We start from the raw sequence: 14,925 nt of genomic DNA on the forward strand, positions 1-14,925 counted from the left end.
GAGCCTAGTGGCGCAGGGTCAGCGAGATCCGTCCGGTCCGTCCCAGCGAGCGGTGCTCGGGCCGTCGTCCTCAGCCGAATGATGCGGCGGCGGAGTCTGCGGTTGTTCCGGCGTGGGGCTCTGCCACTGGTTTTCGCCTGACGGGTTTCCCCGATTCGGATCGGCGAAGGGTCCACCGTCCGGGTACTGCACCGGGTAATCGGGCTGCGCGGGGTAACGGCGGCCGGGATGCGGCTGCTCCGGGTACGCCTGCTGGCCCGGATGCGGCTGACCGTACTGCCCCTGATCGGGCTGGGGCTGACCGTGTTGGGGCTGTCCGTACTGGCCCTGCGACTGGTTCGGCGGGGTCGGACTCTGTCCACCGGTGTATCCACCCGACTGCTGTCCGGGGTACGTCGGAGACGGATTCTCACGCGGAGGCCAACCCGGTGCCGACCATCCGGCGGGCGCTCCGTAGTCCGGTGTTCCCGGTTGCGGCGTCTGCTGCGGAGCACTCGGCTGTGGGTACGAAGGCTGTGCGTAGCCGTTGGAAGGTCCCTGGTTGCCGTTGTTGGGGAGACCACCGTTGTTGGGGACACCACCGTTGGGGGCACCGCTGTTGGGTGCGCCTGCCTTGACGAGAACAGGTGCGGCAGCGGGCTCCGGCCACGTCTCGCCGCGCTCGATTGCGAGTTCGCGCGGAGTCTTCACCGGCGGACGATCCGAAGGCGTACGCCCACCGAAATCGTTGAAAGCCGTGATGCGCGGACGCTTTTCGACGCCGGCAAGGATCTTCTCGAGGTCCTTGCGAGTCAACGTCTCACGCTCGAGCAGTTCGGTCGCGATGAGGTCGAGCGCATCGCGGTACTCGTTGAGGATGGCCCACGCTTCGGTGTGCGCTGCCTCGATGAGGTTGCGCACCTCCTCGTCGATTTCGCGGGCGATCTCGTGGGAGTAGTCGGACTGAACGCCCATCGAACGGCCGAGGAACGGATCCCCGCCCTCCTGTCCGTAGCGAACTGCGCCGAGCTTGGCGCTCATGCCGTATTCGGTGACCATTGCGCGGGCGATCTTGGTCGCCATGTCGATATCCGACGACGCTCCGGTGGTGGGCTCGTGGAACACCAGCTCCTCGGCGGCGCGTCCACCCATTGCCATGACGAGACGAGCGATCATCTCCGAACGCGTCATCAAACCCTTGTCGTCCTCGGGCACCGTCATCGCGTGACCGCCGGTGCGACCGCGAGCGAGGATCGTGACCTTGTAGACCGGCTCGATGTCAGGCATTGCCCAAGCAGCCAGCGTGTGACCGCCCTCGTGGTACGCCGTGATCTTCTTCTCGTGCTCGCTGATGATGCGACTCTTACGCCGCGGTCCACCGACAACACGGTCCACCGATTCCTCGAGCGACGCTTCGGTGATGACGGTCCCGTTTTCGCGTGCGGTGAGCAGCGCAGCCTCGTTGATGACGTTCGCAAGATCGGCGCCGGACATGCCGACGGTCCGCTTGGCGAGACCTTCGAGGTCGGCGTTGGGATCGATCGGCTTGCCCTGCGAGTGCACGCGCAAGATCGCGCGGCGACCGGCGAGGTCGGGGGCCCCGACCGGAATCTGGCGATCGAAGCGTCCCGGACGCAGCAGTGCGGGATCCAGGATGTCGGGACGGTTGGTTGCGGCGATCAAGATGATGCCGGTGCGATCACCGAAGCCGTCCATCTCGACGAGCAACTGGTTGAGTGTCTGCTCGCGCTCGTCGTGTCCGCCGCCCAGGCCTGCGCCGCGCTGACGACCGACGGCGTCGATCTCGTCGACGAAGATGATGCAGGGGCTGTTCTGCTTGGCCTGCTCGAACATGTCGCGAACGCGCGAAGCACCGACACCGACGAACATCTCGACGAAGTCAGAACCGGAGATGGTGAAGAACGGGACGCCGGCTTCGCCTGCGACAGCGCGAGCGAGCAGCGTCTTACCGGTTCCGGGAGGGCCGTACAGCAGCACACCGCGCGGAATCTTGGCGCCGAGTGCCTGGTAGCGAGCCGGGTTCTGCAGGAAGTCCTTGATCTCGTACAGCTCTTCGACAGCCTCGTCCGCACCGGCGACGTCGGCGAACGTGGTTTTCGGCATGTCCTTGGTGAGCTGCTTGGCCTTCGACTTACCGAATCCCATGACTCCGCCGCGACCACCGCCGCCCTGCATCCGGTTCATGACGAAGAAGAAGATGCCGAACAGAATGATCATCGGCAGCACGAACAGAAGGATCGACGTCAGCCAACTCTCCTGAGTGACCGTCGTGTTGAACTTGTCCGCTCCGGCGCCTTCGACCTTGTCGAAGATCTGCTCCGACGCACTCGCGGGGTACTTCGCCAGGATCTGCGTCTTACCGTCGGTGGCGTCGTTGCCGTTCTTGAGCCACAGACGAACCTGCTGCTCACGGTCGTCGATCTGCGCCGACGCAACGTTCTTGGCGTCGAGTTGGGAGATCGCGACCGAGGTGTCGACGGTCTTGAAGTCGCGGGTGTCGTTGCTGAAGTAACTGAAGGCATAGATCACCAACAGCACGACGGCTACGAGTAGCACGTTACGGAACACAGTCTTACGGTTCATACAGGTCGGCCGATGTGGCCGGTCCTTTCGAGAGTGCGGGTCTGCCAGGTCGCCTTCCGGCTGCCAACCGGACACCTGCAGGTTACCGCGATCGGCCCCATCGATGCCCGCCAGCAGCCGTGCCGCTTGGTCGGAACGGTCGTCACTGTGTTCAACGTGCGTATTGCCGATCAGGTTCCCGGGCTACGTCGCAGCACAGTTTCCCGTGAGCGAACACGCTCACAGTGGTTATCGTGCGCTTTTCCGACGCTCGTCCGTCGTTATTCGTCAGGCCGTGTCGGAGAGGATTCCCGCAACAGCGTCAGCGGCGCCCGACGGGTCACCGTCGATGATCCGGTGTGCGAGCCGATCTAACCGCGCAGACAGCCGAACCGAGGATTCGGGCACGTCCGCCTGCTGGGCGATGGTGTCGTCGAGATCAGCCAACAAGCCACCTCCGGCCAGGTGCCGGATGCAGCGCCACGTCTCGGCGAAGTTCCTCGCGGTCCCGTCGTCGGTCAGCATCGCGACCCGCAGCGCAGCGTTGGGATTCGACGCCGCCGCCCGCGCCAGACCGGCCATGATCGCTTCCCTGGCCGCAGTCAGTTCGTCGACGGTTCGGTCTTTCAACCGCACTCCCGAGTCCGCAGAGCGGCCCGCGTCAGGCGTCGGAGCTTCACGAATCACTGCACCGTTGCCGTGCTGGATTTCGACTCGGCCCCGGATTTCGAGGGCAACGAGCGCCTGAGCGAGCGACGCGCGACTCACGCCGAGTTCGGCAGCCAGGCTGCGTTCGGGAGGAAGCCGATCGCCGGGCGAAAGACCTTGAGCCTCGATGAAATTCGAGATGTGCTCGGCCAACTGCTCGTACAGACGCGGACGCTTCAATCGTCCGGGCAGGCCCGAGCGCGAGCCGGGCGATGACGTCGAATTCATGCCTCGGAGTGTACTTGACAAATGGCGCAGTGGCAGAGAGGCTAGGCCAATTCCAAGTGATGCAGACCACAAGCTGGTCGCGAACGGATTGAGAGTTCGATGGCAAATGTCATAGCCCTGTCAGTACTTGTCCTGGTGTTCGTCATATCCACCGTGAGGTCGGTGAACATGGGTGCACTCGCCCTGGTGGCTGCCTTCGTCGTCGGAACACTGGTCTTCACCGTCGATACCAGCGAGATCCTCGACGGTTTCCCGGCCAGCCTCTTCGTCATCCTGGTCGGTGTCACTTACCTGTTCGCGCTGGCCAGAAACAACGGCACGGTCGACTGGATCATTCACGCGGCAGTGCGGGCGGTCAGAGGACGAGTGGCCCTCGTGCCGTGGGCGATGTTCGCGGTGTGCGCGGCAGTGACCGCCATGGGCGCGGTCAGTCCCGCTGCCGTCGCCATCATCGCGCCCGTGGCGATGGGCTTCGCCACCCGCTACCGGATCCACCCCATGCTGATGGGCTTCATGGTCGTCCAGGGCGCAACGGCGGGCAGCTTCTCCCCCATCGGAATCTTCGGCGTGATCACCAACGACGTCATGCGCCAGAACGGTCTCCCGTCGAGCCCGGCCTTGCTGTTCGTCTCGACCTTCGCGGCCGCGGCCGTTGTCGCTGCCATCGCGTACGTCTCGTTCGGCGGACGCGCGTTGATTGCGCGCGGCGCCTCCGAGCGCGTGCTCGTCAACGCAGTCGGAAACGCGTCGGGCGGTGGCGACACCATCACCGGTTCGGGTTCCGGCGACAGCTCGAAGGGTGGCGGTAGGTCCTCGGGTGGGACCGCTCCGCACGAGGGAGCACTCAATCTCGAGCGGCGACTCACCTTGCTCGGACTGGCGTCACTTGCACTCGGCGCCTTGGTCTTCGACCTCGACGTGGGATTCACCGCACTGACCGTCGCGGTACTCCTCACCCTGATCTTCCCGGCCTCCGCCCGCGGAGCCGTCGACAAGATCAGCTGGGGCACCGTGCTCCTCATCGGCGGAATCGTCACGTACGTGGCCCTACTTCAGAACCAGAACACCGTCCAGTGGCTCGGGGATTCGGTAGCGCACGTGGGCATTCCACTTCTCGCGGCCTTCTTGATCTGTCTGATCGGCGCGATCGTATCGGCGTTTGCGTCCACCACGGGAATCCTCGGCGCACTCATCCCTTTGGCAATTCCATTCCTCATGACCGGTCAGGTCAATGCAACCGGTCTGGTCATCGCGCTGGCGATCTCGTCGTCTCTGGTCGATTGCAGTCCGTTCTCGACCAACGGCGCACTGGTGGTGGCGAACGCCGCTCCGGAAGAACGCGACGTGGTGTTCGGGCTGACGATGCGGTGGGGCATGACCATCATGGTCGTGACGCCGATCCTCGCCTGGCTGCTGTTCGTTGTTCCATGGTCCGTCTGAATCTTCGCTCAAAGAAAGGGAACTCGCGATGAACAGCGAATCCACACTTTTGCGCTCCCTCGACCCCCACATCTTCGACGATCACGGAGCGGCGGTCAGTTTCGGCGAAGGCGCAACCCTCTCTCGCGCCGACCTGTTGGCCGCCGCCACCGCGGTCGCCGATCGAATCCACGGTGCGCAGCGAGTAGCAGTACAGGCCGCCGCCGGCGTCGATACGGTGGTTGCTGTGACCGGCGCGCTGATCGCCGGTGTTGCCGTGGTCCCGATCCCACCCGACTCCGGCCCGCTAGAACGTCAGCACATCATCGCCGATTCGAAGGCCGAACTGCTACTCGGAGAAGGACTGTCGGATTCGAGTATCCCGTTGATCCCCATCGATATTCACGCACGATCGTCGACGTCGTATCCCGAACCGAACGCGGCAGCCACCGCCCTGATCATGTACACCTCGGGAACCACAGGAGCACCGAAAGGCGTCGTCCTCTCGCGAGCAGCGATCGCAGCGGATCTCGACGCGCTTGCCCACGTGTGGAATTGGACTCCGGAAGACACACTCGTCCACGGGCTACCCCTCTTCCACGTCCACGGGTTGATTCTCGGCGTGTTGGGCGCCTTACGCGTCGGTTCACCGCTGATTCACACTGTCAGACCGACCCCGGAGTCGTACGCCGCAGCGGGTGGCTCGCTGTATTTCGGTGTTCCGACCGTCTGGTCACGAGTGTGCGGAGATCCCTCGGCGGCAGCCGCATTGCGATCCGCGCGTCTGCTCGTGTCCGGCAGCGCGCCACTTCCGGTTCCGTTGTTCGAGCGGATGAAATCGCTGACCGGGCTGGCTCCCGTCGAGCGCTACGGAATGAGTGAAACTCTCATCACCGTCAGCACGACGCACGACGGCGAACGTCGCCCGGGTTGGGTCGGCCACGCTGTTCCCGGAGTCAGAACGAGGTTGCGCGGCGAGAACGGTGAACTGTCGGCGCACGACGGTGAGCAGCTTGGGCAACTGGAAGTCGCGGGAGCCGTGCTCTTCGACGAGTACCTCGGGACCCCCTCGAAGACAGCGGAATCCATGACCGAGGACGGCTGGTTCCGCACCGGCGACATCGCGGTGATCGACGACAGCGGATTCCACCGCATCGTCGGACGCGAGTCTGTCGACATGATCAAGTCCGGTGGATACCGCATCGGTGCAGGCGAGGTGGAACAGGCGCTTCTGGCGTACCCGGGGGTTCACGAGGCCGCCGTCGTCGGTGTGCCGGACGACGACCTCGGACAGCGCATAGTCGCCTTCATCGTCGGGGAGGTAGCCGACTGCGCAGTGGTTTCGGACTTCGTCGCCGAATCGCTGTCGATCCACAAGCGTCCTCGCCAGGTTTGTCTGGTCGACAGCTTGCCCCGCAACGCCATGGGCAAGGTGCAGAAGAAACTGCTGACGCTCTGAGGTTGGACCTGTAACAGCCACCGACGAACCCAGCGGCTGTTACAGGCTCATTTGCAGTACGGGTCGGTCGGACTAGGCGGCGAGAGCGGGAAATACGACAACCGATCCATCACGCCGTCTTGCGATCTCGATCGCCACGTCGGATTCGTTGTCCGACATGGCGACCCCATCTCCCAACTCCCGCAACAGGTATGCGGTCCGCAGCATCTTGTCGACCTCACTCGACTTGAACACGAAATCACGAACACCGTGTGATCGGTCAAGCCTCAACTCGGACAGTCCCATGAGCAGTGACGCGATCCCCGACTCCAACTTCGAGACTCGCTACTGATCGCTCTTCAACGCGCGAGTAAAGCTCTCGAATGGGTTGGCCTCGTCCATCTGAGCGTGCTCCACGGCTTGAAGGACGATCACACGTTCTTGAGCGCGATAGCGAGTGCGGCAAGCTCGAGGTGGGCGCGGAACTCGCCACCCTCCTCGTCGATTTCAGTGAACTAGCTTGGAGTCAGCCACTCTCCAACAGGACGGCAACAACTCCACACAAATGCCGCACCTCGGCGACGGTCGGCGCAAGTTCGTAGGCATGGTGGTGACAGACGTTGCTCAATCTGTTCCATGCCATTGCTGCGGCGTCGGCACGTGCCGGTGTGTCGAGGGAACGCAGTATCACCAATCGCGAGCGCATGCTTGCTTGCGGCGCTTCGGCATTCAGCGCGATGCACCGTTCGGCTACCAGTTCCTCCAATGCCTGCCTGGCCAGAAATGCAGCCAACCGTGCCGAACTTCCAGCAGCACCGACACTTCCATCGAGCAGTAGCTCCGCATTTCGCAGCACGACAGCCGGCGGCATCTGTGTTGTCATTCCGCGAGGATCCCGTCGACCGTCTTCCTGAGGTCATTCACTTCGCTCCTCGTGATCGACATGTCGGCCCCGACATGCGAGCCGGCGTTAGCAATGTTGAGCGTCGCTTTGCGCCCTTCTCGCAGAATTTGCCACTGTGACAAAGGCTTCTCGGCATCGCCGTACACCGCGAGCGCGATCTTGTCCCTCGTCTTTTTCACCGACGTCCACCGGTTCTCGGTGTCGACCCGACTCTCGCCCGCCTTGTGCTGCTTCGCGTAATACACTTGTTGCGCCGCGGATTCCAATGCCAACCGGAACAAACCTGGCGCCACTCGGCGCTTGACCTCGTCGGGAACGTTCTCGTCGAGCACCAGCGCGCGGACGTCGTCCACATAACGAGTCGCCTGGTTCAGTGTCTCTGCGACACAGACCTGCGATCCGGTCTCACGTGCAACCTCGACCAGTCGCGCATTCACCGCAAGTTGCCGTATCGCGGTGGCCAATCGGTCGTCGTGGGAGAACACGATGACCTGCCGTGTCTCCGACAACTTCGACAACACTCGGATGAACCCGTCGATCTTGGCCGGGTCCATCGCCTGAATCGGGTCATCGAGAACGATGAAGCGGAACGGACTGTTCGGTGTGGTCGCACGCGGAATGAACAGTGCAAGCGCCAAAGCGTGCAACTCCCCCTGACTCATCACCGCCAATGCTTCGGTCGGCACTCCGTCCACCGACCCTTTCAGCACCGCCCTGCGTCGAGTATTGCTGCCTTCCAGGCTGATCGACCCGATGTCGACGTTGCTTTCCTGCCTGAGCTCCGACCAAATCTCGCGCGCCTGCTCCGCGATCGGCTCGAGTCTCTGATTCCGCAGTTCTGCCGCGTGGGCGGCTACCCACTTCTTCGCCGCATCCAGGACTTTGACGGTGTCATCACTCAAACGTGCGTCACGCTCGAGGTTGACCCACGTCATCAAACGACCCGCGATCGGAGCCCATGTGTCTTCCTGCTCAGCGATTGCGAGCGACGCCTCTTCGCGCACGGCGTTCGCAGCGTCGATCACCGCAGGCAAGGTCTTCTCGATGTGCTCGGCGAGTTCGGTTACTCCGGTCGGCGCACCTTGGGCAGCGACCACTGAATCTCGGTACCGGGTCAACGACTCCAATTCCTGGCCGTCGACCGATTCCAGCCGTACCAGCTCGTTCAGCAATTCCTTTGCCGCCCGACATGCGTTGTCAAGATCGCGCCGAGACTGCCGATACTTACCCAGCTTGCTGTTCTGTTCCGCGAGGCGCGTTCGGGATTGGGCAGCCCAGGCGTCATCCAGCACCCCCTCCGCGCATACCGGACATTCGATTATGCCTGTGCCACTGTGCAATTGAATTGCTCTGTCGAGGATATCGCTGCGCTGTTCCACTACGGACAAAGCATCGCCGGCGTGCTCGACGGTGTCGGCGACCGCAACCCGGAGATCGGCGACAACCACCTCGATCGCCGACTTCTGCGGGACCGCCAGAGTCGCGCACCTGCGCAGACCAGACAAGGTGGGAGCAACAGCCGAGCCGGAGCCTGTCGCGAGCGCAAGCACTTCGTCGAGATCGTGAGTCCGCTTCTTCAACTGAGTGACGGCGGATTGTGCACGCTCGTCTGCTGATTCAGCGACGATTTGCTTGAGTTGACGCAGATCTTCATTCGCGCGCTGACGCGGAATCTTGGCAGCCTTCAGCGCGGCGATGAGCCGCTTCTCAGCGTCGGCGATCTCGTCCAGTCCCAACAGCTTTGCAAGTGCGTCGTACAGCGTCGACGGGCTGTCCTCCACCAGCCCTCCGATCTCGTCGTAAGACAAGATCGGCCGATGCAGCTCGACGGCGGACTTCCATCCGAGTTCGTCGGTGCCGACAGTGCGCTTCTGCTTGCCCGTCTGGGTCCACGCTTGGTTGTCGTGCAACGTGGCACCGATCGGCCAGTCGACGCCGACGACGGTCGGTTGGGAACCCTCGACGGTCAGCCCGACACGCACCTCGCATGGATCCGGGCTGTGTAAGTTTCGCCAGCTGTCAGCCCATAGTTTCGCCTTGTTTTTCCACCGGTAGCTCGAGCTGGTGACTGCAAATTCAAGAGCTTCGGCAAAACTCGACTTACCCGACCCGTTGCGCCCACTGACGATGGTGATGCCGGGCGCAGGATGCAGATCGAGAACGGCTTTCGGCCCGATGCCGCGGAAGCCGGCGACCGAAATGGATGTAAGGAATGCCCCAACTGGTTCTTCGTCTGGGCCGCCGGCGGTTTCGGGTCGGGTTCTCAGCTGTTCCGCACCGCCGATCTGCTTGCTGAGTGCATCATCACCCTCGAGTGCTGCAAGAACGAGATACTTCGCCGCATCAGGCAGATTCGTGTCTCCGTCGATCGCGTCCCAGACGACCTCGTCGAGCGATCTTTCCGCTTCTCTGTTGGCAGTTGTCACCAGAACTCCCTCGCCTCGTCGATCCCAACCGACCCAACGGTTTCATATGGGACCGACAGTACGTCGCGGCGAGGGCGCTCAGCTGTCCGTCAGGACACGACGAAATGCGACAGGATCGCCTGGACTTCGTAGATGTCGACCTGCTTGGTGAACTGTTTCTGGATCGGTGTCGCGTTCCCCGAGATCCAGATCTTCAGCTCGGCGTCGAGATCGAAGGTTCCGGCTGTCTCGACCGCGAAGTGGGTGATCGACCGGTACGGCACACTGTGGTACTCGATCTTGCGGCCCGTCAGCCCCTGCTTGTCGACCATCAAGAGTCGCCGATTCGTGAACAGAAATGCGTCGCGAACCAACTGATACGCCGCATGAACCTGCTCGCCGTGGCCGAGCAGACGTGCGTATTCGTGGTGCGCCGCAGCGGGATCGATTTTTCCAGCGTTACCGATCAACCCGTCCATGAGACCCATCAGGCCCGATACCTCCGTGCTCGTCCAAGTTGCCTCCACGGTCGAAGGCGACAGCGACGCTATCGGTGCACGAGTCAGTGGTGTTACCGGCGAGCAGGCTCAGCCGCCGTAGACCTCGGGGTCCAGGGTGCCGATGTACGGCAGATCGCGGTACCGCTCGGCGTAGTCGAGGCCGTAACCGACGACGAACTCGTTGGGGATGTCGAAGCCCACGTCCCGGACGTCGACGTCGATCTTGACCGCGTCGGGCTTGCGGAGCAAGGTGACGACCTCGAGCGAAGCGGGGTTACGAGTCTTGAGGTTGCGCATCAACCACGACAGCGTGAGACCGGAGTCGATGATGTCCTCGACGATCAGCACGTGGCGACCGGCGATGTCCTTGTCGAGGTCCTTGAGGATGCGGACGACGCCCGAAGACGAGGTCGAGGATCCGTAGGAGCTGACGGCCATGAATTCCATCTGCGACGGGATCGGCAGGGCGCGGGCGAAGTCGGTCATGAAGAAGACCGCACCTTTGAGGACGCCGATCAGCAGGAGATCCCCTTCGGGGGCGCCTGTCGGGTAACGCTTGGCGATGTCCTCAGCCAGTTCCGCCGTTCGAGCACGGATCTGTTCTTCGGAGATCAGTACCGATGCGATGTCGCCCTCGTACACGCGTCAAACCCTTCGTCGGTCTTCGAATCCGAGGATCAGCCTGCCACGTCGCCGGGCCGCCACCAACCTCGCCTCCGGTGTTCCGCCCCCGATCGCGACGCCGCCTTGCCCCCGCCAGTCGATCACCAGGGCGTCGACCGCGCGTAATTGTTTGTCGGTCAATGCTTTTGCGCCACCTTGCAGTAGCCAGGCCCGTAGAGCGCGTCGACGGATTGCGGTGGGGGCTTCGGCAAGTGTGTCCACTTCCACTTCTCCGTCGACGACAACCCGTAGGAGTAGGGCCTCGGCGTACTCGTCGAGCGCCTCGCCGTCCTCACGTAACTGCGTCGCGGTTCGGGCCAACGCCTCGGGAACTCCCCCACCGAGAATTTCTTCGAGTAGCGGCAACGCCTCGTGCCGCAGACGGACACGAGTGAACTCGGGATTGTCGTTGTGCGGGTCCTCCCACGGCGTGATTCCCAGGTCGACGCAGGCCGCCCTGGTTACCGATCGACGGATGCCGAGCAGCGGCCGTCCCCAGGGGTCGTCGAATGCCGCCATACCCTGAATCGATCGCCCACCGGACCCGCGGGATAGTCCGAGAAGGACGGTCTCTGCTTGATCGTCGAGCGTGTGTCCGAGCAGAACCGGGAGGTCAGTCCTGGCGTCGCGCAGGGCGTTGTACCGAGCCTCACGCGCTGCGGCCTCGAGACTCCCACCATCGGCTACGTCGACGGTCAGCACCGTCGCGGTCCGGCAACCCAGCGCCAGCGCCTGATCCGCGGCCGAGCGTGCGACGGCATCGGAGCCGTCTTGTAGTCGATGGTCCACGATCAACGCGTCGACAGAATCGGTTTCCGCCACGGCTGCTGCGGTCAGCGCCAACGAATCGGCTCCCCCGGACAGGGCGACGACCACACGGCGTCGTGGCTCGTATGCGACCGTCCACGCCCGCACAGCCTGTCGCAACGCGAGTAGGGCAGGCGTCTCAGGCAGCAGCATCTAGCCGAGAACGCGCTTTACCCACGCGTCGGGATTGTCGATCTCGTCGAGCAACGGCAAGGTCTCGGGCCCGGTCCAGATGGTGTTGAACTGCTCCATGCCGACCTTGAGGACCACCGCGTCGACGAAGGCCTTGCCGCGTACGTACTGCGCCATCTTGGCGTCCATGCCGAGCAGCATCTTGATGATCCGCTGCACGGGGTTGGACTTGCGCTGCCGACGCTTGTCGAAGGCCGCTCGGATAGTGGCCACCGACGGCACCACGGCAGGGCCGACGGCGTCCATCACGTGGTCGGCATGCCCTTCGAGGAGGGTGCCGAGCACGAGCATCCGATCCAGCGCGTCACGCTGGGGTTCTGCCTGCGAGGCACGCAGCAGGCCGATGATCCCGCCCGCCGTCGCACCGTCACTGGAGTCGGGTTCCTTCCGCGAACGCAGCTCTGCGGCGAGGCGCCCGACGACGTCGGTCATCGACTCGTCCACCGTCGCTCCGAGCGTTTCGACGGATTCCTTCATGTACTCCGCGAGCCACGGCGAGGAAGAGAACTGGACCCGGTGAGTGACCTCGTGCAGGCAGACCCACAACCGGAAGTCACTCGGATTCAGCCGAAGGGACCGTTCGACGGAGACGATGTTCGGTGTGACCAGGAGCAGCGTGCCGTGCTCGCCGGTGAACGGGTCGTACTGCCCGAGGATCGCCGAAGACAGGTACGCCAGCATTGCTCCGGCCTGCAAGCCCGCCGGCTTTCCGACGATGAGATTGCCACTGCCGTCGGGGTCGGCGCCGGTGAGATGCGCCATCGACCGCGAGGCCGCCGTGATCCACCCGGCCCGGTCGAGCACGTCAGCGGCCGGGACCGGTAGGCCGTCGGCCAAACCGGTCACCTCACGAACCGGCAGTTCTGCACGCTTGGACGCTTCGGCGAGTTCTGCGGTTGCCGTTTCGGCCGTGTAGCGAGACATCGCGGGGCCGCCGCGCGCCAGTTTTATCCCGGCTTTGGCGGCAAGACTCCAGTCGACGGCACCACCGAGCGGGGCCGAGGCTTCATCATCGTGTGGAGTCTTTTCGGCCACTATTGGCACCCGCAATTCCTCAATGCTCCGGCAATCGCGTCCAGGGCAGGACGGCTCACTTCTGGCGGCCGGTCATTGGACATCAGTGCGAAGGTGAGCACTCGCCCGTTCTGATCGACCACGAATCCTGACAACGCGCTGGCCGTCGAGAGAGTTCCCGTCTTGGCGCGTACCCAACCCGCACCGGTTCGGTTTCCGGACGCGTAGCGGTCGGACAAACTTCCCGTTCCGCCGGCCACCGGAAGGTAGTCCAGCAGCGGACGAAGTTTCGGATCACCGTCACCGGCCGCGGCCGTCATGACGCGATCGAGTACCTGAGCGGGAATGAGATCGTCGACGGACAGTCCGCTGGAATCGTGCAGCGAAACTCCGCTGTAGTCGAACCCGGCCGCCTGCAAGGTCTTACCGGTCGCGTCGACGGCTCCGGTGAACGAGGCTTCGATTCCAGAGGCAATCGCGACCTCACGCCCGATGGTCTCGGCGAGCACGTTGTCGGAATGTTCCATCATCTGCAACAGCCGGTCGCTCAGCGGCGCCGACTGCACAGTGGCGATCGGCTTGGCACCGGCAGGCGCCGCGCCGAGACTCACGTTGGCAGGATCGACGCCGAGTGCCTGAGCGAGGACCTTGCCCGCGTCCAACGCGGGAGTCTCCGAACGGGGCGACTCGTCTTGAGTGCCGTCGTACCGACCACCTTCGATCATCACCGATTCGATCGGAGTGATGTAGCCCGCGGCAATGTCAGCGGGGAACCAGCCGGTGGCCATGTTGTCGCCCTTGAACAAACTCGAGTCCACCACGACGCTGGTCACCGGCGTACCGGCAGCCTTGATCTGGTCGACGAGATCCGCGACGTGAGCGGCGTTGGCGTAGTACCCGCTCTGCCCCTTCGGCGTCGCCGTCAGCGTCGGATCCCCGCCGCCGACCAGAACGATCTGGCCGGGGCTCGATCCGGGCACCACCGTCGTGGACAGCCTGTGGTCGAGCGGCAACTTCAGCAGTGCCGCCGATGCGGTGAGCACCTTCGTCGTGGACGCAGGCGTCATCGGCGTCGACGGGTCTGCGCTCCACAGAACGTTGCCGGTCAATGCGTCAGCCACGACTCCGGTGAACTTCCCCAGATCCGGGTTGGCCACGGCCGGGCCGATCGCCGCAGCGATTCCCGACGCGCTCGGGATCGGTGCGTCCGTCGGGACGGGCACCACCTGAGGTGACGGCGTCACGAGAGCAGGCTGCGGCGACGTAGTCACGGTCGCGCTGCCGGCAGTGTCGTTCGACGTACCGAGTTTCACGACGACAACTCCAGCGACGGCCAGTACAACAACTGCACCGACCGCCAGAAGGATGCGGAAGTTACGCCGTCGACTCTCTTCCAACGAGCCGATCTTCTTCTTTCCTTGGCCCGCCAACGCCCCTCCGTCTGTGCTCTGCCTACTGGGTGGTCAGGCAACCTTATCCTTGACCCGATATCCTTCCGACGAATCATTACCGACACGACAGCGAGGAATCGGCGTGGAGTTCGACGTCACCATCGAGATCCCCAAGGGTCAGCGCAACAAGTACGAGGTCGACCACGTAACCGGTCGCGTCAAACTCGATCGCTACCTCTACACAGCTTTCGGCTACCCGGCCGACTACGGCTTCATCGAAAACACCCTGGGTGAGGACGGCGATCCGCTCGACGCCATGGTCCTGCTCCCCGAGTCGGTCTTCCCCGGCGTCATCGTCGAGGCTCGCGCAGTCGCGATGTTCAAGATGGTCGACGAGGCCGGCGGAGACGACAAGGTCCTCTGCGTTCCGGCCGGCGACCCCCGCTGGGATCACATCCAGGATCTGGGTGACATCTCACAGTTCGAGCTCGACGCGATCAAGCACTTCTTCGTCCACTACAAGGACTTGGAGCCGAACAAGCACGTCGAGGCTGCCAACTGGGTCGGCCGCGCCGAGGCTGAGGCTGAGATCGAGGCTTCGATCAAGCGTCTCGCTGCCAACGGCGGTCACTGAGCTCGAGTTCTCAGGCCTTACGAAAATCCCCGCACATCGGAAGATGTGCGGGGATTTTTT

Annotated in this window: 13 protein-coding genes; 3 read left to right on the top strand and 10 right to left on the bottom strand. The window is 63.5% G+C overall.

Annotated features, from left to right (window positions below; translation table 11 throughout):
* Positions 1-18: 18 nt before the first annotated feature.
* Together ftsH and V3587_RS11985 are read right to left on the bottom strand one after the other, a co-directional pair.
* Positions 19-2,583 carry an ATP-dependent zinc metalloprotease FtsH gene (gene ftsH / locus V3587_RS11980; protein WP_283376482.1) on the bottom strand — a complete coding sequence of 855 codons (2,565 nt, stop codon included), beginning with the start codon at positions 2,581-2,583 and terminating at the stop codon, positions 19-21.
* 267 nt (positions 2,584-2,850) lie between these two features.
* A complete protein-coding gene (locus V3587_RS11985) occupies positions 2,851-3,498 on the bottom strand; it encodes a FadR/GntR family transcriptional regulator (RefSeq protein ID WP_283376481.1) in 648 nt (215 codons plus the stop codon).
* A gap of 99 nt (positions 3,499-3,597) precedes the next feature.
* On the opposite strand from V3587_RS11985, the gene V3587_RS11990 reads away from it, so the two are divergent.
* Both V3587_RS11990 and V3587_RS11995 read left to right on the top strand, forming a co-directional pair.
* Positions 3,598-4,938, top strand: a complete 1,341-nt coding sequence (locus V3587_RS11990) for an SLC13 family permease (RefSeq protein ID WP_124568969.1) — start codon at positions 3,598-3,600, stop codon at positions 4,936-4,938.
* A gap of 28 nt (positions 4,939-4,966) precedes the next feature.
* Positions 4,967-6,376 carry an acyl-CoA synthetase gene (locus V3587_RS11995; RefSeq protein ID WP_283376480.1) on the top strand — a complete coding sequence of 470 codons (1,410 nt, stop codon included), beginning with the start codon at positions 4,967-4,969 and terminating at the stop codon, positions 6,374-6,376.
* 72 nt (positions 6,377-6,448) lie between these two features.
* Here V3587_RS11995 and V3587_RS12000 read toward each other — a convergent pair whose 3' ends face one another.
* From V3587_RS12000 to dacB, 8 genes are all read right to left on the bottom strand, one after another.
* Positions 6,449-6,610, bottom strand: coding sequence for a hypothetical protein (locus tag V3587_RS12000; protein ID WP_172436580.1), 162 nt, complete (start codon positions 6,608-6,610; stop codon positions 6,449-6,451).
* Between the two features lie 271 nt (positions 6,611-6,881).
* The gene (locus V3587_RS12005; RefSeq protein WP_234036725.1) at positions 6,882-7,238 is read right to left on the bottom strand and encodes a hypothetical protein; all 357 of its coding nucleotides are present in this window, start codon (positions 7,236-7,238) and stop codon (positions 6,882-6,884) included.
* On the bottom strand, positions 7,235-9,685 hold the full coding sequence (locus V3587_RS12010) for an AAA family ATPase (protein WP_283376479.1): 2,451 nt from the start codon (positions 9,683-9,685) through the stop codon (positions 7,235-7,237). Before V3587_RS12010 ends, V3587_RS12005 begins: the two co-directional genes overlap by 4 nt.
* Before the next feature lie 89 nt (positions 9,686-9,774).
* Positions 9,775-10,152: a PH domain-containing protein gene (locus V3587_RS12015; RefSeq protein ID WP_030534814.1), complete on the bottom strand. Its 378-nt coding sequence runs from the start codon at positions 10,150-10,152 to the stop codon at positions 9,775-9,777.
* A gap of 99 nt (positions 10,153-10,251) precedes the next feature.
* Positions 10,252-10,806, bottom strand: coding sequence for a hypoxanthine phosphoribosyltransferase (hpt, locus tag V3587_RS12020; protein ID WP_020906068.1), 555 nt, complete (start codon positions 10,804-10,806; stop codon positions 10,252-10,254).
* A gap of 3 nt (positions 10,807-10,809) precedes the next feature.
* A complete protein-coding gene (tilS, locus tag V3587_RS12025; protein WP_283376478.1) occupies positions 10,810-11,787 on the bottom strand; it encodes a tRNA lysidine(34) synthetase TilS in 978 nt (325 codons plus the stop codon).
* Positions 11,788-12,861: a zinc-dependent metalloprotease gene (locus V3587_RS12030; protein WP_214879873.1), complete on the bottom strand. Its 1,074-nt coding sequence runs from the start codon at positions 12,859-12,861 to the stop codon at positions 11,788-11,790.
* Positions 12,861-14,270: a D-alanyl-D-alanine carboxypeptidase/D-alanyl-D-alanine endopeptidase gene (gene dacB / locus V3587_RS12035; RefSeq protein ID WP_283376477.1), complete on the bottom strand. Its 1,410-nt coding sequence runs from the start codon at positions 14,268-14,270 to the stop codon at positions 12,861-12,863. The genes V3587_RS12030 and dacB overlap by 1 nt, the downstream gene beginning before the upstream one ends.
* A 103-nt stretch (positions 14,271-14,373) precedes the next feature.
* Between dacB and V3587_RS12040 the strand changes: the two genes are divergently transcribed.
* Positions 14,374-14,865: an inorganic diphosphatase gene (locus V3587_RS12040; RefSeq protein WP_003941181.1), complete on the top strand. Its 492-nt coding sequence runs from the start codon at positions 14,374-14,376 to the stop codon at positions 14,863-14,865.
* The last annotated feature ends 60 nt before the right edge of the window (positions 14,866-14,925 follow it).

This window comes from Rhodococcus sp. IEGM 1306 (assembly GCF_036541985.1).
GTDB lineage: Bacteria > Actinomycetota > Actinomycetes > Mycobacteriales > Mycobacteriaceae > Rhodococcus_F > Rhodococcus_F qingshengii.

Coding starts and splice junctions, on each gene's coding strand:
- ftsH (WP_283376482.1), bottom strand. CDS start 2,583: ATGAACCGTAAGACTGTGTTCCGTAACGTGCTACTCGTAGCCGTCGTG.
- V3587_RS11985 (WP_283376481.1), bottom strand. CDS start 3,498: ATGAATTCGACGTCATCGCCCGGCTCGCGCTCGGGCCTGCCCGGACGA.
- V3587_RS11990 (WP_124568969.1), top strand. CDS start 3,598: ATGGCAAATGTCATAGCCCTGTCAGTACTTGTCCTGGTGTTCGTCATA.
- V3587_RS11995 (WP_283376480.1), top strand. CDS start 4,967: ATGAACAGCGAATCCACACTTTTGCGCTCCCTCGACCCCCACATCTTC.
- V3587_RS12005 (WP_234036725.1), bottom strand. CDS start 7,238: ATGACAACACAGATGCCGCCGGCTGTCGTGCTGCGAAATGCGGAGCTA.
- V3587_RS12015 (WP_030534814.1), bottom strand. CDS start 10,152: ATGGGTCTCATGGACGGGTTGATCGGTAACGCTGGAAAAATCGATCCC.
- tilS (WP_283376478.1), bottom strand. CDS start 11,787: ATGCTGCTGCCTGAGACGCCTGCCCTACTCGCGTTGCGACAGGCTGTG.